Genomic DNA, 21,306 nt, shown 5'->3' on the forward strand with positions numbered 1-21,306 from the left:
CGCGGTTTCGCCGCTCGACAGGAGACAAAAACAAGCCTATAGCCGTTTCATGGCTTTACGCAGAACACACTTGCAGATCTTGCGGCAGGAGCGCCATCCACTGGTGGCGTTCGCGGCGCTGGCGTTTTCGCTGCGTCTCTGCATTGTTGTTTTCGTAACAGCCCTTTCCCCTGAAGCCGCTGGAGCGGCGGGGCTGACGAGCCTGTGTCAGCCTTCCGGTCAGGAGCAGAGCTACTCCGGTTCACATGACGTGCTGGCTTGCCAGTGTGGTCCCGTTTGCGCCCATGGCTGCGCGCTCGGTCCATGTCTTGCAGGTATCTCCTCGGTGTCGTCCATGTTCGGTCTGGTTCCAGGCGTTCCGTCGGAAGGAGCAGACCAGCCATTCTGCGTGGCTGACAAAGGTGGAATCGCCCCCATTAGAGGTCCCCCGTCCTTCTTGATCTGAATTCCGAATCAACACTTCAGATACCAAGGACCGAATAATGAAAATCTGGAAAGCGATCGCCGCAGCGACGGCTCTTACGCTCGTCTCCTTTTCCGCAATTGCGCACGACTACAAGGCCGGTGACCTGACGCTCACTCACCCCTGGACCCGTGCAACACCTCCGAAAGCCAAGGCTGGCGGCGGCTTTGTTGAAATCGTCAACACCGGTTCAGAGGGCGACCGCCTGATCAATGTCAGCTCGGATGTCGCCGGCAAAACCGAAATTCACGAGATGGCTGTTACCGACGGTGTCATGAAAATGCGCAAGCTGGAAGACGGCATCGAAATTCCAGCCGGTGAAACCGTCACCTTGAAGCCGGGCGGCCTGCACATCATGTTCATGGGGCTGAACCAGTCTTTTGAAGAAGGGGCCACAGTTCCCGTCGTTCTGACTTTTGAAAAAGCCGGTGACGTGACCATCGAACTGTCCGTTGCAAAAATGGGTGCGAAATCCATGGACAGCGACAAGATGGACCATAGTAATATGGACCATGGCAAAATGGACCACAGCAAGAACTAATCTTCCCAGGAGAGGTTAAACCATGTCCGGTTTGAAACTCTTCCGGTACGTAGCCTGGGCGGCTGTCGCCGCCCTCGCCGTCGTTTCCGGAATGCTGGTCTACCAGCAAACTGCAGGTAACAAGAATTCCGGCGCGCTGATCGAACCGCTGGCCGCCATTGGCGGACCGTTCGAACTGGTCAACGGCAATGGCGAGACGGTCACCGACCAGACCTTTGCCGGCAAGCCCACACTTCTTTTCTTCGGCTTCACCTTCTGCCCGGATGTCTGCCCGACAACGCTTTCGGAACTTCAAGGCTGGATGGAGCTGCTCGGCGACGATGCCGGAAAGCTGAATTACGCATTCGTTTCCGTTGATCCGGAACGCGACACTCCGGAAGTCATGCGTGACTATGTGGCTGCGTTTGACGAGCGCATCACGCCGCTGACAGGATCCCGCGAACAGGTCGATGCAATGGTCAAGGCCTACAGGGTCTACGCCAAGAAAGTGCCTCTTGACGACGGCGACTATACGATGGACCATTCTGCTGCCGTTTACCTGATGAATGCGGACAACAAGTTCGTCGGCACCATCGCTTACGGCGAAGAAGAAGAAAACGCCATGAAGAAGCTGCGCCGCTTGATCGATAACGCGCCCGCTTCTTCCTGATTGGGTGTTTCGGAGCGACCCGAGTATCATGCGGATGCCGCTTTACATTGGACTTTCTGCCGGCGCGACAGGCCTCGTCGCGCTGTCGGTCCTGCTCTGGCTTTACGCGGGTGAGCGGGTCTATGCGGATCGCCTGATTTCGGCGATTGCCGGCTGCTTCGGATAGTTTTCCTCTTTCCATTCTTTTCTTTGTCGCCAAGTGCGCTTAAAAACCCGGCGCATGTCCAAACAACGTCTTGATCAGCATCTCGTCGACAAAGGTTTGTTTCCGAGCCGGGCCCGGGCTCGTGATGCGATACTGCGCGGAACCGTGACAATCGGCGGCTCGGTTTGTTCCAAACCTGCACAAAAGGTCGGGCCCGATGTCGTGGTTACAGTTGAAGACCCTGCTTCCCGATATGTCTCACGCGCGGCCCTGAAGCTGATCGAGGGTCTTGAAACGTTCGACGTCGATCCGGCGAACAAGATCTGCCTGGATATTGGAGTGTCAACCGGTGGCTTCACTCAGGTTCTGCTGGAAAGAGGCGCTGCCAAGGTCCATGCAATTGATGTCGGGCATGGTCAGCTTCATGAGAGCTTACGTGATCACCAACGCGTTCTGGCTCGGGATGGTCTGAACGCGCGTGACCTTACTCTCCGGCATCTTGGTAACGAACGCCCGGAGCTTCTTGTTTCCGACGTCAGCTTCATTTCTCTCAAGCTCGCCCTCCCCCCGGCGCTGGAACTTGCCCGCGCGGGAGCGGAAGGGATCTTTCTGGTCAAACCGCAGTTTGAAGCCGGGAAAGACAACATCGGCAAGGGTGGCCTGGTCGCGCCTGCGGTGGCGGAAGCAACTGCACTGGAACTCCAGTCCTGGCTATCAAGCGTACCAGGCTGGTCGGCCGGAGACCTTGTTCCCTCACCCGTCAAGGGCGGTGACGGCAATGCCGAATGGTTGCTCTACGGGAAGAAGCAAGCTGAACAGCTCTGATCTCCAGAGCGCAGGAAATATGGACCGCCTGCAAACAGCTTCAATAGGTTTTTGAGCCAGAATTGGTCCTCAGACACAATCGGGAACGAAAGAGTGCGCCACTACTTTAGGGCGAAATTCTCCAGTACCGTTTGCCATTTGAGAACCTTTCAAACGGATACTCGTCGCCATAAATTTCAGAGGGCGACATGCAAATTCCTGCGTTACGGTGTGTAGAAACCGCAATCCTTCACGAACAGTTCGAACCCATTGACGGATCGTTGATTTTCGAGACCATCAAGAGGCTTGCCGCGGAGCTGAAATTCGCCCCGGAAGTGCAGTTGATGGCAACGTCGACGCAAAAGGACATTCACGTTCATGCCGGCGGACACCGGATCCTTGTCAGCCAGAATGAAAGTCCTCTTGAAATGGACGGATTTCAATCCGCCCTGTCAACTCCTTACACCAAGATTGTATTTCCGGACGCGCCAGACAGCGTGCGACGCCACAAGGCGAATACTTTCGTCACGATCGGCAAAGGCGTCCTTGGAGGCGTTCCGGAGGAGTATTTCGAGAAGCTCGGCATGCAACCGGAAGCTTTCACAACGCAGGACGAGGCACAGCGCGCAATTGAATTCTGCCATCAGCTGACCAGGCTGATCATTCAACATCATTCAGCAAGTGCCATTCACTGGTGCCTGAGCGACAATCTCGTACCTCAGTCTTTCTTTGAAGCGGTCTCCTCCAGCGGCGACCTGACCCTGTTGAACATCAGGCCGTTCCTGACCTCAAGTGCCGGCCAAATGGGTGAAGGCCAACCGCTTGGCATGATGGCGACCGGTTCTCAATGGCTCATCGGAAAGATGGTGGAAGTCGAAGAAGCGCCTGTCCCGTTTCCATGGATGATGGAAATGGTTCTGGGCTTCATCAAGGTTTGCCAGGTTCGAGGTTCGATTATTCCCGACAACGAGTCTTTCAGTGTCGAAGGAGCGGATTGGACGGTCGGCGTTTATCACGAAAAGCTCGAAGGGCACGATACCCTGGAGAAAGTGAGACTGGTGGTCGTGAACGCACCCAAGTTCGGGATCCATGGCAATGTCGGCGCAAAGAGAACCATCAGCTACGACAGCGTTGAAGATCTCAGACGGCATGCGGAAGACGAACAAAGGGAGTTGAGTGCCTCGAAAACGACGCCCACCACCCAGAAGAGCTACAATATTGGCGACCTGCGCGAATTCGCAAAACGTTCGGCAGCCGACAATGCAGCAAGTCAGGTAGGACAAGCAAAATCAAAAAGCCTTTTCGCCAGAGCGAAAGGACTGATCAGGAAAGATCACTGACGACCCGATTCAGTCAGGGCCATATGGAGACTGATCGTTTCTGTACGCGCTGATCATCATGCTGGTGCTTTCATGGAAACGCAGGAATTGCGCCAAGTTTCTTGAGAGAAAAGAGGCGGCGGTGAACCCTCACAGCCGCCTTGCATCTTCAGTTTCCTGATGCAGCTGCCCACCTGGAAACATGTTCGGACACAGACGCAAGCTTCACGCCGAAAACGTCCTCAACCATTTGCGTCTTGATCTCGAGCGAACCGTCTTCCATCCCCGCAAGCGCACCATAGAGATCCGTCAGGGCAAAGGCTGTTGCCGGACTTCCCAGGACTTCGCCCATGCGTTGTCCGAATTCCGCCGGAGCACACGGATCGAAGGTGACAGGTTTTCCGACCCACTTTTCAAGCAATCCGGCAAGATCGGGCCCCGTTACGGCACCCGGAGTCCCGATTTCGAAATTCCGCCCTGCCAGATCCGGTCTTGAGAGTGCCGCCACCGCAATGCGGGCCTGGTCCTCATGAGAGGTCCAGGTCATCTTCTGCGTTGCCGGCAACGGCGGATAATCAAGCACGCCTTCACCATGCAATCTGGGAAGGAAAACATCCACCAGAAGGTTCTCCAGATAGATCGTGGGCTGCAGGACAATTGCCGGAATTCCGCTTGAGAGAACCGCCTTCATTCCGGCTGTCGACCCTTCGATGATCGCAGATGACGGGTAACGGTCGCCGGAAGATCCGCTGGTTGTATAGACGAGAAGTGGCAGGGATACCCGGTGAGCAGCGGTAAAAAACGCCTTCATCCAACTGCCGGGATCTTCGGGCGATTGCGGCATGGGCAAATGAAGAAATGCAGCATCGACACCATCCAGCGCCTTGATCAGTGCCTCTTCGTCATCGAGCGTTGCGGACCAGGCTTCGGCGTCGGGGTGAAGAGCGCGAATTTTGTCCTCGTCACGTGCGACTGCCCGCACACGCATTCCGTGTTCCAGGGCATGACGAACAACGGGTGCTCCTTGGGCACCTGTGGCTCCGAATACGGCAACGATCTGGCTCATTATGGTTCTCCATAGTATGCTGGTTATTTTTCGGAACCACCACATAGGACCAATTTCACGATGGGAAAAGAAGGCACTTATTCATGCGATAGGCACATTGAGGTAACCCCCTCCGACATTCAGGACCTGAATGACGACGTGGACAGCTGGGGAGCAACTGGCCTCAATGGACCTTGCACAGTGCGCGACCTGGTGAACCGGATCGGTGACAAATGGAGCGTCCTGGTGATCTTGCGCCTTGGTCGCCGGCCTGAACGTTTCCGGCAACTCCTACGATCGGTCGAAGGCATTTCCCAACGCATGCTGACGGTCACATTGCGCAGCCTGGAGCGCGACGGACTGGTGAACAGGCAGGTGCTGGGCACCAGCCCTCCTGCGGTCGAGTACAGCCTCACGCCGTTGGGATTTTCTTTTCTCTCGCATGTCGCAGGTCTCGCCCACTGGGCAATCGATCATGAAGCCGAGATCATCGAATGCCGGAAGAAATACGACAAAGTGAATTCCTAGGGACGTAGTCAATCAAAGAGAGCTCAGCTCCTGCTTGCAGGTATGGGTCTCGGAAGGACTTGCCCCACTCCTCCGATGACGCTATCGCTCAGCCATGAAAGAACAAGAACTGACAATTTCAGAGCTCGGTCATCGCGGTGACGGTATCGCGCAGACCGAAACCGGTCCGGTCTATGTTGCCGGAGCCCTTCCCGGTGAGAAGGTCCTGGCGAAGGTCCAGAACGGCCGAGCGATCAATCCCCGGATTGTGCAGACATCGCCGGATCGCATTGCCCCGGTCTGTACACACAGCGAGACCTCCGGCAGCTGCTCCATGCAGCACTATGCCCAAGGGCCCTATCTGGAATGGAAACGGGAACTGGTCGAGCGAGCGCTCAAGGGCGGTGGTATCGACGCGACGGTTTCCGGCACGTTGGCCGCAACGGCCGGAGGACGCCGGCGCGCAGTGCTGACGGCAGGTCGCGCCGGCCGCAACATCATACTGGGCTATCACGGCAAGGCCAGCCACAAGCTGGTGGACGCGGCGGGCTGTCAGGCGCTTTCCCCGGCGATCGAAAAGGCCCTGCCAGGCCTCAAGTCCCTCGCGGCCGAGGTTCTGCCGAAAAAGGGCGAAATGCGGGTCACGGTTCTGGCCACAACAGCCGGACTGGACGTTGCCATCGACAAGGCAGACAAGAATTACGACAGGAAGATCCCTGCCCTGTCCCAGAAGACGGTCGAACTCGATCTCGCGCGGCTGGCAGTGAACGGCGAAGTGCTTCTGGAGGTACGCCCTCCGGTGCTGGATATGGATGGCATCGGGGTTGTCCCGGCGTCCGGCGGCTTCACCCAGGCAACACTGGCAGGAGAAGAAGCGCTCTCGCAGCTTGTTCTGGACGGTGTCGGCAAGGCAAAGACTGTCGCGGACCTTTTCTCCGGCATCGGAACATTCGCTCTTCGACTTGCGCGCACGGCAAATGTGCACGCGGTTGAAGGAGATGCTGCGGCCGTCGCTGCTTTCGACAAGGCGCTCAGAAAGCCGCAAGGACTGAAGAAAGTCACCTTTGAGCGTCGCGATCTGTTCCGCAGACCTCTTGTGCTCGAAGAACTGGAGCCCTTTGACGCGGTCGTCTTCGATCCACCCCGCGCGGGTGCTCAGGCGCAGGCAGAGCTCCTCGCAGGATCCAAGGTAAAGACAATCGTCGCGGTTTCCTGCAACCCGGCAACACTTGCGCGCGATCTCAGGATCCTGATCGATGGAGGATATGTGCTCCAGAACATCACACCGGTGGACCAGTTCCAGTACTCGCCCCATATTGAAGTGGTGGCAGTCTTGAAAAGGGAGTGAGCCATGCCAGCGGTGGATGAAAAGACAGGATCCTCAAGTGATGCCAGAGGGCTGCCGCCGCTTCTCAAACTTGCCCGCAGAACCCGCTACGCGCTGCAGCAGGGCAGCCGCGTTGCGCTTTACACGCTTCATTCGGAAGCCATGCGCCGCATGAACAGGCAGCTCCAGAAAGAGCTGCCCGAAACCCCGAAGATCGTCCCCGAAGGCCCGGTTCCCGGTCAGCGGCGCATGCTGTCCGATATTGCCAAACTCTTTGCCGACGACCTGAAGGCCGTCGAACGAGGCCTCTATCCCATGCCGTCGGACGGAACGATGGGACCGCGTGAACTGCTTGCCACGAGCCGCGCCTTCTTCAAGGACGTCCCCGAGGTTGCCCGACGTCGGGCCACGGGTGCACATCAGGAAGTAAACGAGGACTTCGAGGGCTTTGCCGAGGCCCTGCCTCGCTACTACCGCCAGAATTTCCATTTCCAGACCGATGGCTGGCTGTCGGAAGACAGCGCGCGGCTTTATGATTTTCAGGTTGATGTCCTGTTTTCCGGTGCGACGGCCGCCATGCGCCGCCGCCTGTTCGTTCCCTTCGCAGATATCCTGAAACGCAAGGACCAGCGCAAGGTCGCCTATCTGGATCTGGCATGCGGCACAGGAGGATTGCTGCGCCCTGCTCTCAATGCCTTTCCGCGCCTTCGAGGCATCGGGCTCGACCTGTCCGAACCTTATCTCGGCGTTGCGCGCGAGCGGATCAGGACACGCCGCGCCACTTTCGTCACCGCGCTGGCGGAAGAACTGCCGTTTGCAACGAACTCCCTGGACGTCGTTTCCTGCGTTTTTCTGTTCCATGAATTGCCGCCCAAGATCCGCAGGCAGGTTATCGCAGAGGTCGCGCGTGTCTTGAAACCCGGTGGGTCATTCCTGTTTGTCGACAGTCTGCAAACAGGAGATGTGCCGGATTATGACGGTCTGCTGTCGCTGTTTCCGCAGCTTTTTCACGAGCCCTATTATAGATCTTACCTTGCAGAAGATCTGACGACCCTTTGTGCGGATGAGGGACTTGAGCAGCGCTGGATGACACCCGCCTTTGTCGCAAGGGCAGCCGAATTTGTGAAAGCGAGGTGAACTTTCAACGCCTGTTTTCAGTATGACTGAAAATACACGTTTCATTCTCTTGTGACTGAAAGAGATTGCGCGTATATCCAGTTTTATGAGACTGGATCAATGGCTATTGCAGACTGGTGAAAGCCGCAGCGCGTTTGCGCGCCGCGCCGATCTTTCGCCTGCTTCGGTAACTGCCCTTTGCAACGACCCCAATGTGTGGGTCTCGCGGGATATGGCCCGCAAGATCGCCATCGCAACCGATGGCACCGTCACCCCCAACGACTTTCTCGGATTGTCTACAACCAAGGAGCATCCTGTGTCCCAGGCCCGTGTCGCAGAAGCAATCCGCGCATTCGAGCGCGGAGAAATGGTGGTCGTGACCGATGATGACGACCGCGAAAACGAAGGCGACCTGATCGTCGCCGCGTCCAAGATCAGATCGGCTCAGATGGCGTTCATGGTGCGTCACACATCAGGGATCATCTGCGCGCCGATGACAGTTGCGCATGCCCGGCGCCTGCGCCTGGACCCGATGGTCGCCGAGAACGATGCCCCGCTTGCCACTGCCTTCACCATCTCGGTCGACTATCGCCAGGGTCTGACGACCGGAATATCCGCCGAAGAGCGCTGCTCCACCGTTCGCGCTCTCGCCAATCCGAATGTCGGCGCAGACGACTTTGTCCGCCCGGGGCACATTTTCCCGCTGGTCGCGAAGGAAGGCGGCGTCATGATCCGCTCCGGCCATACGGAAGCAGCCGTCGACCTGTGCCGCCTGGCAGGCCTGGAAGAGGTCGGCGTCATCAGCGAACTGGTAAACGACGACGGTACGGTCAAGCGCGGTCCGCAGGTTGCTGAATTTGCCGCCGAACATGACCTGAAGATGGTGTCGGTATCCGACCTGATTGCCTGGCGCCAACGCACCGAGCGCATGGTTGAGCGGGTGAATGAGCAACCGGTCGAGACTGTCGCAGGTCCGGCTTATGCCATGACCTATTCCACGCCCTACGATCCGATGCATCACGTTGCCATCGTCTATGGAGATATCCTCGACGGCCGTAACGTTCCGGTGCGTCTGCAGCTGGAATCCGTTCTGGACGACGTCTTCGGCGATGCGCAGCCGCTGGATCAGATCATGCAGCACTTTGCCGAGCGCGGCCGGGGCGTGATCGTCTATCTGAGAGAGGGTTCAGTCGGCGTGGCACGTCAATCCAAGCGTGTACGGACAGATTTTGAAGCCGCAGATACCGAGGACCACAGCTCCGCGCAAGCTAGACAGGAACAATGGCGGGAGGTTGGGCTTGGAGCTCAGATCCTGAAAGATCTGGGTGTCAGCTCAATTCACCTGCTGGCTTCGCGCGAACGTCACTACGTGGGGCTGGAAGGTTTCGACATCAAGATTGACGAAACAGAGATCCTAGACACCTGAGGATCTCCGAAAGGTGATCCTTCATGGCGGCAAAGACAGAGGCTGAAACTCCGGAAGAAACCTCGAAACCGATTCCCGCACCCTTTACCGTCGGCTTCAACCGTGGCCAGAGCGAGGGCATTGTCTATGGCTGTGCCCTGCTCGGTGTCCTCTTTGCCATCATCGGTCTGGTCGGCGGCCTGCCTCTCCTGGCACTGGCAGCCGTTGCGCCGCTCGCGATGGCCTACTGGCACTACCCGATGATCGAAAGGGGAAAACCTCAGTTGGGAGCCAACGAGGAAGGACTCTACGTCGAACGGATCGGCTTCATCGACTGGGCCGCGATCCGGATGACGGACGTCAAACGCACCTCGGCTCGAAACATGGAGCTTGTCCGCCTTGATGTGCTTTTGACCCGCCCGCTGGAAAATGCCGTCACCAAGGCGCAATCGTTTCCACTGTGGAAAAAGTTCATGATGCGCAACTGGAAACGAACCCCACGCGAACACGGACGGGAGCTGATTGCCATCAACCTGCACACGCTGGCCGCCGATCCGGACGAAATTCTCAGCCGCATTCGCGCCTTCAAGTTTGTCTAGCCGACCATCCGACACATTTCCTCTTACATACCAGCCGGTTAAGCCTGCCCCCGACTGCCCACTTGATCAAATCAATTGAACCCTGTCGGTTAAGACGCCATCGATAATACGCCTGCAGACCGCCCCGGATCGGAACCCGGGGCTTTCGAGAGAATAAAGTTCAATCCTACTTCAAGTATTCCTTGAAGAACGCGATGGTCCGATCTTCCGCGAGCCTGGCCGCTTCCTGATCGAAACGCGGTGTCGTATCGTTGTGGAAGCCATGGTTGACGCCGGGATACATGTGCGCCACGTAGGTCTTGCCATTGTCCTTGAGCGCTTTTTCATACGCTGGCCAGCCTTGGTTTATGCGCTCATCAAGTTCGGCATACTGAAGCATCAGCGGGGCCTGAATTTTCGCGACATCACCGACATTCGGCTGGCGACCGTAGAACGGTACACCTGCAGCAAGTTCAGGATAGGCAACGGCAATCGCATTGACGACACCACCGCCATAACAGAAGCCGACAGCGCCAACCTTGCCGGTACTGCCCTCGTGTGTCAGCAGGAACTCAAATCCGGCAAAGAAGTCATTGAGAAGCTTTTCCCGATCGACAGTCCTCTGCAGTTCCCTGCCCTTGTCGTCGTTCCCAGGATAGCCCCCAACGGAGGTCAAGCCGTCGGGCGCAAGTGCCAAAAAGCCTGCTTTTCCAAGCCGTCGCGCAACGTCTTCAATATATGGATTCAAGCCGCGGTTTTCGTGAATGACAAGCACGGCAGGCAGCTTGCCGGTGGCTCCGGCTGGTTTGACGAGGTAGGCATTCACTTCACCATGTCCGTTCGGCGAAGGATAGGTAATCCTCTGCGTCTCGATTTCGGCATCGTCCGGAGCAACCTGCTGCGCGAGCGCGTAGTTGGGCGAGAGCTGGTCCAGCAACATAGCGGCAGTCACACCGGCCACCGCAAATTTCGCAGCCCCGTTCAAGAACTCGCGTTTTGTGATCTTGCCATGTGCGTAATAGTCATAAAGGTCGAGCAGTTCCTGCGGAAAGTCCTTCGCCGTCATCCGGCGCATCGGTGTCATGTCATTCATGTCATCACTCCCTGAAAAGCACGAAACTTCATGCTGAACCGAAAACTAGGAGCATCGGAAACAAGGTCCACCGAAGACAGACGACAAAGTTGTAACCGTTTGTAACATCACCCGAGACCAATGAGGCGCCAGTCGCATCAGCAACCTCTTTCAGCAGTGCCGGCTGAAAACAGATTTTCAAGCCAGCGACTGACAGCGAGCATTCGGGCGAGAGCAATCTGGTCGGCATGTTGCAACAACCAGACTTCACGCAGCAGATCGGGGTTTGGCCGTGAGAGACGGCGAAGCCGGCTATCTCCCTCCGCCAGAACGATTGGCAGTACAGATTTTCCGAGACCGGCTGCAACGGCCTCCGTCACCCCCTCCAGGTCGCTCGGGCGGATGTTTGAAACCTGCCGCTCTCCCGCCGGAACGTTCGCCGCCATCCAGCGCGCCTGCGGCAGAAATTCCGTGCTTTCGTGATACGTAATCCAGGGCAAATTCTGATCTTGATTGCTGGCTGATGCATAGACTGCATGTTTCAGAACGGCGATCCGTTTTGCCTTGACGTTGTGACCGCCTTCCCTAGGCCTACCGAGGCGAAGGGCCATGTCGGTCTCGCGCTTTGTCAGACTGACATTGCGAACCTCCGACGCGAGATGCAGTTCGATCCCGGGATGAAGTTCCGTGAAGTGTTTCAGGTGCGGCATCAGGATCCGGTTGATCATAAAGGGTACGGAGGAGATCCTGACCGATCCTTCTTCGATCAATCGCGCTCCACTCAGTTCCTCTGTCAGCCCGGAAATCGAAGCCTCGGCTCTTTCTGCATGTTCTGCTGCCTTCACTCCGGCCGACGTCAGCTCAACCGACCCATCGGCGGCTTTTTCGAGCAGGCAGGCACCGACTTCGTCTTGAAGGGCGGTCAGCCGCCTGGAGACGGTTGTCGCGTCTACCGACATCCGTTTCGCAGCTGCGCTCAAGGAACCGGTTCGGTGGAGTGCCAGCAAGTATTTGAGGTTTTCCCAGTTCATTTCTGCAGTATTGCAGTTTGGATCTGCGATTTCGAGACTATTGCTGCAACTTCGCAGCATCTAGGAACTCCTTCAAACATGGAGTTGCCGCTATGCTGCAGGAATTGGCCATCTGGACCGGGGTGTCACTGCCTTATCTGACGGTGAGCACCGTCATGGTGTTCATCGCCGGCGTTGTTCGCGGTTTTGCCGGCTTTGGCCTTTCAGCCGTTCTGATGGCAAGCATAGTCGTGTTCCTTCCCCCGGTTGAACTGATCCCGATCTGCTTCCTGCTGGAGGCGGCGGCGAGTATTGCCATGTTCAAGGGAGGACTGAGAGATGCGGACCGCAAGACAGCCTTCACACTCGCCATTTGCAGCGCAATCGGAGTCCCAATTGGTCTTGCGGCAACAACGAGCATCCCGACAGATCTTTCAAAACTTGTCGCACTGCTCCTGGTGCTCACACTGACACTGCTTCAGCTCCTGAAGATCAACGTGAAGCTGTTTTCAGCGCCGCTTGCCTTGCCCGCCACCGGATTTGCAGCCGGAATTGTCACCGGGCTAGCGTCGATCGGCGGAATGGTCATCGCGCTCTATATTCTCGCATCGGCGCAGAACGCGCGGAAAATGCGCGGTTCGCTTGTCCTGTTCCTGTTTTGCGGAATGGTAACCTCTTTGGCCACTTTGCTCATGTTCGACGTACTTGACGAGACAGCGATTCAACGCAGCCTGGTCTTTGCGCCCGTCGTCTTGGCAGGAGTGTTTGTCGGTAGCCGAATGTTCAACCGCAGCCTTGAACAGACCTATAAACGCGCGTGTTTAGGCCTGCTGACGGTTCTCGCCTGCGCAGGCCTGATCAGGACCGTCGTCTTTTAAGTCACTCCACTCGCCCGGCATTGGCGAGCAAGAGCAACGTGTGCGTGAATTCGCCTTAACCGACCTGACCGCGATGACGCAGGAAATGATCTGCAAGAACACAAGCCATCATCGCCTCGCCGACCGGCACAGCCCGAATGCCCACGCACGGGTCATGACGTCCCTTGGTCATGACATTCACTTCGTCTCCCTGACGGGTGATCGACTTGCGCTCTGTCAGGATCGAGGATGTTGGTTTGACCGCGAAGCGCACAACCAGCGGATCACCGTTGGAAATACCGCCAAGAATGCCGCCGGCATTGTTTGTCAGAAACATCGGCTGGCCCACATCATCGATGCGGATTTCGTCGGCGTTTTCCTCACCGGTCAGGCTTGCAGCATCGAAGCCATTGCCGACTTCAACACCTTTGACCGCGTTGATCGACATCATCGCAGCCGTCAGGTCCGTGTCGAGCTTGCCATAAATCGGTGCTCCCCATCCGGCCGGCACTCCTTCAGCGACAACTTCGACAACAGCGCCGACCGAAGAACCTGACTTGCGGATATCATCCAGATAGTCCGCCCAGAACGCCGCAGCCTTTGCATCAGGGGAGAAAAATGCGTTGTTGTTCACTTCGGCCCAGTCCCAGTTGCCCCGGTCAACCTTGTGCGGACCAACCTGAACCAATGCGCCCCGAATGGTCACGCCTTGCAGGACCTTCCGCGCAACGGCACCGGCTGCCACCCGCATTGCAGTTTCACGAGCCGATGAACGGCCACCTCCACGATAATCGCGGATGCCGTACTTGGCGTCATAGGTGAAATCAGCATGCCCAGGACGGAATCGGTCCTTGATTTCGGAATAGTCCTTAGAACGCTGATCGGTGTTCTCGACCATCAGGGAAATGGGTGTTCCGGTTGTCTTTTGAACGCCGTCCTCATCTACCATGACCCCGGACAGGATCTTCACCTCATCAGGTTCGCGCCGCTGAGTGGTGAACCGGGACTGGCCCGGCTTGCGCTTCTCCATATAGCCCTGGATATCGGTTTCCGTCAGTGGGATCAGCGGCGGGCAGCCATCAACCACGCACCCGATCGCAGGTCCATGGCTCTCCCCCCAAGTGGTAACCCGGAACAAATGACCAAAACTGTTATGCGACATGGGGGACTTCCGAACTTTGCAAGACAAACCTTAGGGCTGAGCGATACGCCATACGGCCGGGAAGCTCAAGCCCCATGCCGTCTCCCCCGTTATTCTCGATTTTTTTGCTTCTCTTGACATTACGCAAGGAAAGTAACGTGTACAAAAGGCAATCACCAATGCGTGATAGCGGAGCAATTTCAAGGTAAACCTCGAGAAAACACCTAAAACAGGGAAAGAATTCGCTCGTCGATTTGCCAATCTTTAAGGCTCTGGCGCTATTCCATGTTTGGGTGGGTAGGTCAATGCGAGGCACAAGAGTGCGTATCCGGGGTTGGTTAACAGGTCTTATCGTTTTTTTGCTGGCGCCCAGCCTGGTATTTGCTTCGCTTTGGTTCAACAACCGGTTTGAGAACGTCAACGCGATCGACCGCAGTTTGACCGGCCTGCACCTGATTCAGTCGCTTGGTCCCCTGATGCAGGAAAAGGCTCTGACGGGGCAGGTCGAGAAGTCGCCGGAAATGCTCAGGCAACGGCTTGCCGAGTTCGAGCGGTCAGCCGGGGAAGAAAGTCTGGTCGCCAACCTGAACCGCTTTCTGGAAGAACCGAACGTACCCGGAGCCCTTCGCGAGGCAAGATCTCTCGCTTCTTCAATCTCGCAACTCGCCAATCTCAGCGCATCATCGTCTTACGAAACGTCCAGACTTCCACACCTCATCAACGACACGTTGCTGACGGTCGTCATTGAATCGGCGGTTATGGCGAAAAACGCCCGGAACCTTGCCGAGCGAAATCAGGTCAATACCTGGGACAAGATGCTGATCCCGGTACAGGGTGGGCAGTTCAAGGTTGCTGCGGACGGTGCATCGCGGGAGACCTCTACCTACTTCGAAGGACTTGGCGGCGACAGCGCGGAAAGTCTGCGGCAGCAGGCACAACTGTACCGGGAAGCCAATGTGGCTTATCAGGCCCAGGGCGCGAAACTGCTTTCTTCCGCGATCAACGCGAGGACCGGTCAAGATGTCATTGCAGCTCCGGTCATCTCCATCCAGCCGGAATTCGTGCGCGCGACGTTCAAACTGTGGCAGGCCGCACTGGATTATCTCAATGATGATCTGCAACAACAGCGCGAGCAGACCCTCTTTACCGTTGCCCTTGCTGGTCTTGTGGGCGGACTGGTAATCATCGCCGCCTTCGCGATTGCCGTTGCTCTGACACGCGCGCTGGCGGACCGCACGCAACGGGAGTTTGAAGATCTCGGCTTCCATGACCCACTCACCGGCCTGCCAAATCGCCGAGCGCTTTTGAAAGCCATACGGGCCCTGCCCAAATCCGACCCTTCCGGCCAGACCGGCCTGGCCATTTTCGACATGCGCCATTTCAAGAAGATCAACGACCGGTTCGGCGACCAGAACGGCGACCAGATCCTTCGGGAAGTCGCCGGCCAGCTGGCGCAGCATGCAGAGCCGGAAGATGTTCTGGCCAGAACCGGTGGAACTGAGTTCATGCTTCTGCGGTCAAACCTTGCAGACGCTAAGGGTTTCGAGCAGTTTTCCTGCGATCTGATTCAGCACCTGGCCCGCGAGCGGACCATCGATGGCCAGCGGACGGTTCTGGAATCGAACGCCGGCCTGTTCGTTGGGCAGCCCGGAGACGAAATCACCGACCACATTCTGGTTGATGCCGCCCTTGCCCTTCGAGCCGCCAAGCAAAAGGGACCGCGCAAGTATGCTCGGTTCACGGCCGAAATGCGCGCAGCGTTCGAGAAGAACGGTCAGATTGCCAAAGAACTCCTCAAGGCCTTGAACGAAGGCGATATCATGCCGTGGTTCCAGCCGCAGGTGGACATTCACACCAACGAGGTGGTGGGCGCCGAAGCGCTGGTTCGCTGGATCGACCACGACAAGGTTCGGTTTCCCGGTTCCTTCCTGCCGGCCGCCGCCGAAGCCGGTTACATGGAGCGGATCGAAGACACCGTACGCAAGAACACCCTGCAGCTTGCTTCCTACTTGAGCGGCAAGACCCGCAGAAACGTTCATTTCGGTCTGAACGTTTCCGCAAATCTTTTGAGCAATGTGAATGCGGTTGAAGCTCTTCACAGCCAGGTTCGGGAAATTGGACTCGATCCGGCAATTATCAGCCTGGAAATCCTTGAGGCCGTGATGATCGACGAGGTCACCGCCGATCCCATCAAGGCGAACATCGCGCGTTTGTCCGAACTCGGTTTTTTCATTGAACTCGACGATTTCGGTACCGGTCACTCAAGCATCTCCAGCCTGCGCGACCTGAAAGTCGACCGGGTGAAGATCGACCGCAGCTTTGTTTCCGGTGTCGATACGAACCCTGACCTGCAGAAGTTCACCAGCGCGCTGATCAACCTTGCAAAGAGCCTGGATATCAGTGTTCTGGCAGAGGGCGTGGAAACCGAAGGCGAACGCCAGTGGCTCAAGCAGAACGGCTGCGACGTCATCCAGGGTTATCTGATTTCAAAAGCAGTTCCCGAACAAACGCTCGCTGCCATGATCCTCAAACAGAACTTCCTGGCATCTCTCCAAGCACCGGAGCCGCTGATGCTCTCGCGGAAGGCTTGAAGCGGGTTTCCAGAGCCGACCGTCTCTTCTTGAATTCCGCCGCTGCAAGCGACAGCCCTCCGTCGGCACCGTCGACGAAATGGACATGCTGACTCTTGCCGATGTCCTGGACAAAACAGGTCATCAACGCCTCGCTGGAAACGTGCAGTCCGTAGACGACTTCGCCATCCTCGTAAGCTTTCGTCAGATAGGTCTCCATCGCCTCCAGCTGGGCCGGCGTCAGATCGAGAACCAACTGCAGACTGTCTCCGATTTTCCGATGATCGGTATTCAGGCCCAGTTCCTTGAAGTATCTCTTGGGATCGAATGGCCCCACAGGACGGCCGGTGGCATAGCCATAGACAAAGGCCAGGCACTCAACGAGTACCTTCGCCCAACCCCGAACGAGGTTATTGGCTGACGTCAGACGAACTTCCAGGCCAAGCCCACGCGGAGGAAACCTGAAACAGAGCCTTTCGCCTTCGGCGAGCCTGGTCCTGTTGTCGTCGGTCAACGGATTGAAGCCAAGCTCGGCGGCAACCCCTTCCATGAACTTCAGCAGGCTTTTCCGGCCAGTAGGCTTGATAATCAGCGAAACGATGTGACCGTTCTGCGACGGGAGCGGTTCCCAGCGGCAGGAAAGACCTTCCAGGGGCGGCAATGTGGCGTCGCCGGAATTGACGCTGTAGGGGAGGACTTCAGCGGGATCTTTCAAGATCCGGTCTGCCAGGGCAAGGCCATCCCCCAGGATCATGGCCAGGTGGTTGCCGGGACTGAGCTGATACTTTCTCAGCCTGATGTCACCGCCTTTCTCCCGCAGATCGGCAACCGGAATCGCTGCGGCGCGCAACTCCAGTTCCATGACCTGGCGCGCCAGGTCAACGACGCCGGCAAGGGCCTCACAGGCGTTTCTGAGGTCGGCTGCAGCCACAACAAGCAGGGCACCGTCGCCGCCGAACACGAACGGCACACGCTCACGGCCAACGCTGTTCAGGACCGCCGCAATGACGGCAGCCCCGATCATGTTGACGTCCTTGTAACGTCCTTCGGCGACGGCGTCGCCGGAACGAACGATATCAGCGGCCAGGACAAACCAATCGTCTGGAACCGGTCGGTAATCGTCCAGAGCTCCGGCGGCGCTGAAGTCGGAAAAACTCGGTAACTCGCTATAAAAATCTTCAGCAGACACGGAACCTACCCCTGGTCACGACCTTGCAAGCCGGGCTTGCTCTGGTTGCCTACGTCAGACCATGGCCATGCGATCACAAAGCCCGCATGTGAATGCGGTCAACTCTTTGTGACGCTACCGGTGCACTGGATCAGGAATGCGAGACCACCAGTTCAACGGCAGTTCTATCAGACTTCTTCAAAACGGCTGTTGCGCCAGACGAACACCTTGTCCTGGGGAACGTCCAGCTTTGGAACAGTGACCGTATCCAGCCCCTCGAGCAAACCACGCATGACCCGGTAGACACCGCCATGGGAAACCACCACGGAAGGTTTGTCCACGGTCTTCAGCCAGGCACCGATTCGATCGGCCAGCATCCTGTAGCTCTCACCGTTTGGAGGAACGAAGCCCCACTTGTCCGCCTTGCGATGCAGGAGCCTGTCCTGCTCCTCGTCTGCCAGATCCTCCAGCGTGAAGCCTTCCCAGTCGCCGAAAGTAATTTCCTTCAACTGGTCTTCCAGGCGGTATGTGGCAGCCTCCAATCCCATGGCCTGTCTCAACAGTTCCATGGTCGCACGTGTCCGGTCCAGGGGCGACGAAACAAAATCGAGTGACGCCGGATCGATGTTCTCGATTTCGAAAAAGGCTCTCAGTCTTTCGCCGTTCCCGGTTGCCTGCCCCTCACCCGTCCGGTTCAAAGGTATGTCACGCTGCCCCTGCATGCGACCTTCCGCGTTCCAGTCCGTCTGCCCGTGACGGATAAAAATCAGCAGCTCCGGGTCATGCAGTTTCGGCAAAAGGCCAGGTTCCCTGGCGGATTGAATGGTGCTCATGAGAAAGTCCGAAATGAAGAACGCTCCGGTCTTATGAGGCCAGAGCGTGAATAAAAAATGGCCGGTCAGAAACCGGCCACTCTGGGTCCCTTGACCCTAAAACGATTAGTCTTTCACGACCGATATGTCAGGTGCATCAACCGCCTTCATGCCGACGATGTTGTAACCGCAGTCCACATGCTGGATTTCGCCGGTCACTCCGCGACCAAGATCGGACAGAAGGAACAGGGCACTGTCTCCAACTTCTTCAATCGTCACGGTGCGGCGCAGAGGCGAGTTGTATTCGTTCCACTTCAGGATGTAGCGGAAGTCGCCAATGCCGGAGGCTGCAAGCGTTTTTATGGGACCGGCGGAAATCGCGTTTACGCGGATGTTCTGCGGACCGAGATCCATCGCCAGATACTTCACACTGGTTTCCAGCGCTGCCTTTGCAACACCCATGACGTTGTAATGCGGCATGACTTTTTCAGCGCCGTAATAGGTCAGCGTCAGAATGGATCCACCGTCGGCCATCAGCTTTTCCGCCCGCTGCGTAACCGCGGTCAGAGAATAGCAGGAAATGTCCATCGTCCGGTTGAAATTGTCGGAAGACGTATCAACAAACCGCCCGGTCAGTTCCGTCTTGTCCGAAAATGCAACCGCGTGAACGACAAAGTCGATCTTTCCCCATTTGTCTTCAAGGTTCTTGAAGACCGCGTCGATCGTGTCACCATCAGTTACATCGCAGTGTCCGGCAACAAATGCCCCCAACTGATCAGCAAGCGGCTCGACACGCTTTTTCAATGCGTCACCCTGATAGGTGAGCGCCAATTCGGCTCCTGCGTCGGCCAGCGCTTTGGCAATACCCCAGGCAATTGATTTGTTGTTTGCCACGCCCATGATCAGGCCGCGTTTGCCGTTCATCAGTCCGCGCGTTTCCGCCATCGTCATCTCCGAAAAGAATTCCATTACACCCCGAGCGGGCTGGCCTCCTATGGCACAAGGGGTTTGTTCCTTCAAGTGACCCGGAGTTGGAATGAAGCGTCGACGGCGGCGACAACAGTCACTATGTTGACGCCCGAATTTCACTTTCAAACCGCACGAGGACCTCGCTCATGGAGCGCTCTTCCCATGCCGCCCGCTTCGCTGATCTGATCGGTGCAGCGAACGTATTGACCACTCCTGACGACCAGGCTCCCTACCTGACCGAATGGCGCGACCTTTATCAGGGCGTCACTCCGATTGTCCTGCGCCCGGGCACCACGGAAGAAGTCAGCAAGGTGATGACATATGCCTATGAGCAAGGGCTGAAAATCGTACCGCAAGGTGGCAACACCGGTCTGGTGGGCGGGCAAATCCCGCAGGAAACCGGGGATGAAATCGTCCTTTCACTCTCGCGTCTCAACAAGATCCGATCCGTCGACCCGGTGGGTTTCACGATCACGGTGGAGGCCGGAGTGGTTCTTGAAACGCTCCAGAATGAGGCCGACAAGGCCGACCGGCTGTTCCCGTTGTCGCTCGGCGCGCAGGGCTCATGCCAGATCGGCGGCAACATTTCGACCAATGCCGGCGGGACCGCCGTCCTTGCTTATGGCAACACACGCGACCTCGTTTTGGGCCTCGAAGTTGTCCTGCCGACCGGTGAGATCTGGAATGGATTGAGGACCCTTCGCAAGGACAATACCGGTTATGATTTGAAACAATTATTTATCGGCGCGGAGGGCACCCTGGGGATTATTACGGCCGCCGCGCTCAAACTTTTTCCAAAACCGAAAAAACTGGAAGCCGCTTTCGTCGGCCTTCCGAATCCGCAAGCCGCACTCAAGTTGTTCACGCTGGCAAAGGCACAAGCAGGACCGGTGCTGACAGGTTTCGAAATCATGCCCCGCGTGGGCGTCGAGTTCTGCCTCAGGCACCTGGACGGAGCCCGCGACCCGCTTGAGAGCGAACACGCCTGGTATGTGCTGATGGAACTCTCCAGCGGTTCAGAGGCTTTTCCCGTGCGGGATCTTCTGGAGAGCATCCTGGGTGAAGCGTTCGAAGAAGGCCTGGTGGAAGACGCGGCCTTTGCGCAAAGCCTCTCGCAGGTCCAGGATTTCTGGCATATCCGTCACGGCATGTCGGAAGTGCAAAAACCCGAAGGCGGATCCATCAAGCACGACGTGTCGGTTCCGGTTGCGTCCATTCCGGACTTCCTGGACAAGGCAATGGCCGCCGTTGGCGAATTCGTGCCGGGCTGCCGGCCCGTGCCCTTCGGGCATATCGGCGATGGCAACATTCACTTCAATGTCAGCCAGCCGATCGGTGCGGACAAGGAAGAGTATCTTTCAAAGTGGGATGAAATGAACGCAATCGTTCACGGCATCGTTCATGATTTCGGTGGCAGCATTTCCGCAGAACACGGTATTGGCCGCCTGAAACGGGATCTCCTGAAAGATGTTAAATCGGGCATCGAAATGGAGCTCATGCAACGGATCAAAACGGCGTTTGATCCAAAAGATCTCCTGAACCCGGGACGGGTTCTCTGAATAGCCAATCCGCACCTTTCTTAATCGGACAGCTGCCGAATCCGGAAGCTGTCTATTTGCTTGCCGAGCCCAAGCCAGAGGCATCGCTCAAGGCTACTTCAAGCCTCTTGTTTTGCCGCCTCATTAAATTGCTCTCTGAAAAAACTTGGAACGGGCAACAATCAGGCCCAAAACCCTTGTTAATAATAACAAGGTATCTTGCTATCTATCGAAATACGCATCGATGAATTTGACGATTTTCCAAGCAAA

21 protein-coding genes are annotated in these 21,306 nt (G+C 57.0%); 14 read left to right on the plus strand and 7 right to left on the minus strand.

What is annotated here, in order from left to right; translation table 11 throughout:
- Positions 1–49 precede the first annotated feature (49 nt).
- The 6 genes from ABLQ08_RS05095 (at position 50) to ABLQ08_RS05120 (ending at position 3,942) form a co-directional block, all read left to right on the plus strand.
- Positions 50–445 (plus strand): hypothetical protein, encoded by a 396-nt coding sequence (locus ABLQ08_RS05095; protein WP_352940035.1) that lies wholly within the window; start codon positions 50–52, stop codon positions 443–445.
- A gap of 37 nt (positions 446–482) precedes the next feature.
- Positions 483–1,004 carry a copper chaperone PCu(A)C gene (locus ABLQ08_RS05100; RefSeq protein WP_352940036.1) on the plus strand — a complete coding sequence of 174 codons (522 nt, stop codon included), beginning with the start codon at positions 483–485 and terminating at the stop codon, positions 1,002–1,004.
- A gap of 22 nt (positions 1,005–1,026) precedes the next feature.
- Positions 1,027–1,653 (plus strand): SCO family protein, encoded by a 627-nt coding sequence (locus ABLQ08_RS05105; protein WP_352940037.1) that lies wholly within the window; start codon positions 1,027–1,029, stop codon positions 1,651–1,653.
- A gap of 34 nt (positions 1,654–1,687) precedes the next feature.
- Positions 1,688–1,819 carry a hypothetical protein gene (locus ABLQ08_RS05110; RefSeq protein WP_352940038.1) on the plus strand — a complete coding sequence of 44 codons (132 nt, stop codon included), beginning with the start codon at positions 1,688–1,690 and terminating at the stop codon, positions 1,817–1,819.
- A gap of 54 nt (positions 1,820–1,873) precedes the next feature.
- Positions 1,874–2,623, plus strand: coding sequence for a TlyA family RNA methyltransferase (locus ABLQ08_RS05115; RefSeq protein WP_352940039.1), 750 nt, complete (start codon positions 1,874–1,876; stop codon positions 2,621–2,623).
- Positions 2,624–2,811: 188 nt separating this feature from the next.
- Entirely contained in the window at positions 2,812–3,942 is a 1,131-nt protein-coding gene (locus ABLQ08_RS05120; protein WP_352940040.1) for a hypothetical protein, read from the plus strand.
- A 148-nt stretch (positions 3,943–4,090) separates the two neighbouring features.
- On the opposite strand, the gene ABLQ08_RS05125 is transcribed toward ABLQ08_RS05120, so the two are convergent.
- A complete protein-coding gene (locus ABLQ08_RS05125) occupies positions 4,091–4,987 on the minus strand; it encodes an SDR family oxidoreductase (protein ID WP_352940041.1) in 897 nt (298 codons plus the stop codon).
- A 60-nt stretch (positions 4,988–5,047) separates the two neighbouring features.
- Between ABLQ08_RS05125 and ABLQ08_RS05130 the strand changes: the two genes are divergently transcribed.
- The 5 genes from ABLQ08_RS05130 (at position 5,048) to ABLQ08_RS05150 (ending at position 9,920) form a co-directional block, all read left to right on the plus strand.
- Positions 5,048–5,494, plus strand: coding sequence for a winged helix-turn-helix transcriptional regulator (locus ABLQ08_RS05130; RefSeq protein ID WP_352940042.1), 447 nt, complete (start codon positions 5,048–5,050; stop codon positions 5,492–5,494).
- Between the two features lie 94 nt (positions 5,495–5,588).
- Positions 5,589–6,821 carry a class I SAM-dependent RNA methyltransferase gene (locus ABLQ08_RS05135; protein WP_352940043.1) on the plus strand — a complete coding sequence of 411 codons (1,233 nt, stop codon included), beginning with the start codon at positions 5,589–5,591 and terminating at the stop codon, positions 6,819–6,821.
- 3 nt (positions 6,822–6,824) lie between these two features.
- Positions 6,825–7,937, plus strand: coding sequence for a class I SAM-dependent methyltransferase (locus ABLQ08_RS05140; RefSeq protein ID WP_352940044.1), 1,113 nt, complete (start codon positions 6,825–6,827; stop codon positions 7,935–7,937).
- 85 nt (positions 7,938–8,022) lie between these two features.
- Positions 8,023–9,342 carry a 3,4-dihydroxy-2-butanone-4-phosphate synthase gene (gene ribB, locus ABLQ08_RS05145; protein WP_352940045.1) on the plus strand — a complete coding sequence of 440 codons (1,320 nt, stop codon included), beginning with the start codon at positions 8,023–8,025 and terminating at the stop codon, positions 9,340–9,342.
- 23 nt (positions 9,343–9,365) lie between these two features.
- On the plus strand, positions 9,366–9,920 hold the full coding sequence (locus tag ABLQ08_RS05150) for a hypothetical protein (RefSeq protein WP_352940046.1): 555 nt from the start codon (positions 9,366–9,368) through the stop codon (positions 9,918–9,920).
- A gap of 166 nt (positions 9,921–10,086) precedes the next feature.
- Here ABLQ08_RS05150 and yghX read toward each other — a convergent pair whose 3' ends face one another.
- Both yghX and ABLQ08_RS05160 read right to left on the minus strand, forming a co-directional pair.
- Positions 10,087–10,974 carry a YghX family hydrolase gene (yghX, locus tag ABLQ08_RS05155; protein ID WP_352940518.1) on the minus strand — a complete coding sequence of 296 codons (888 nt, stop codon included), beginning with the start codon at positions 10,972–10,974 and terminating at the stop codon, positions 10,087–10,089.
- 155 nt (positions 10,975–11,129) lie between these two features.
- On the minus strand, positions 11,130–12,062 hold the full coding sequence (locus tag ABLQ08_RS05160; RefSeq protein WP_352940047.1) for a LysR family transcriptional regulator: 933 nt from the start codon (positions 12,060–12,062) through the stop codon (positions 11,130–11,132).
- Between the two features lie 32 nt (positions 12,063–12,094).
- Here ABLQ08_RS05160 and ABLQ08_RS05165 point away from each other — a divergent pair, with 32 nt between their 5' ends.
- Entirely contained in the window at positions 12,095–12,859 is a 765-nt protein-coding gene (locus ABLQ08_RS05165; protein WP_352940048.1) for a sulfite exporter TauE/SafE family protein, read from the plus strand.
- Positions 12,860–12,914: 55 nt separating this feature from the next.
- Here ABLQ08_RS05165 and aroC read toward each other — a convergent pair whose 3' ends face one another.
- On the minus strand, positions 12,915–14,000 hold the full coding sequence (gene aroC, locus ABLQ08_RS05170; RefSeq protein WP_352940049.1) for a chorismate synthase: 1,086 nt from the start codon (positions 13,998–14,000) through the stop codon (positions 12,915–12,917).
- Between the two features lie 284 nt (positions 14,001–14,284).
- Here aroC and ABLQ08_RS05175 point away from each other — a divergent pair, with 284 nt between their 5' ends.
- Positions 14,285–16,570 (plus strand): putative bifunctional diguanylate cyclase/phosphodiesterase, encoded by a 2,286-nt coding sequence (locus tag ABLQ08_RS05175; RefSeq protein ID WP_352940050.1) that lies wholly within the window; start codon positions 14,285–14,287, stop codon positions 16,568–16,570.
- On the opposite strand, the gene ABLQ08_RS05180 is transcribed toward ABLQ08_RS05175, so the two are convergent.
- The 3 genes from ABLQ08_RS05180 to fabI form a co-directional block, all read right to left on the minus strand.
- Positions 16,506–17,738 (minus strand): DUF3095 domain-containing protein, encoded by a 1,233-nt coding sequence (locus tag ABLQ08_RS05180; RefSeq protein WP_352940051.1) that lies wholly within the window; start codon positions 17,736–17,738, stop codon positions 16,506–16,508. The two genes, ABLQ08_RS05175 and ABLQ08_RS05180, sit on opposite strands and share 65 nt — an antisense overlap.
- 167 nt (positions 17,739–17,905) lie before the next feature.
- Positions 17,906–18,550 carry a histidine phosphatase family protein gene (locus tag ABLQ08_RS05185; RefSeq protein ID WP_352940052.1) on the minus strand — a complete coding sequence of 215 codons (645 nt, stop codon included), beginning with the start codon at positions 18,548–18,550 and terminating at the stop codon, positions 17,906–17,908.
- Positions 18,551–18,655: 105 nt separating this feature from the next.
- A complete protein-coding gene (fabI, locus tag ABLQ08_RS05190) occupies positions 18,656–19,474 on the minus strand; it encodes an enoyl-ACP reductase FabI (protein ID WP_352940053.1) in 819 nt (272 codons plus the stop codon).
- A 170-nt stretch (positions 19,475–19,644) separates the two neighbouring features.
- Between fabI and ABLQ08_RS05195 the strand changes: the two genes are divergently transcribed.
- Positions 19,645–21,057, plus strand: coding sequence for an FAD-binding oxidoreductase (locus tag ABLQ08_RS05195; protein ID WP_352940054.1), 1,413 nt, complete (start codon positions 19,645–19,647; stop codon positions 21,055–21,057).
- Positions 21,058–21,306 lie beyond the last annotated feature (249 nt).

It is taken from the genome of Roseibium sp. SCP14, from assembly GCF_040329475.1.
In the GTDB taxonomy this organism is placed as follows: domain Bacteria; phylum Pseudomonadota; class Alphaproteobacteria; order Rhizobiales; family Stappiaceae; genus Roseibium.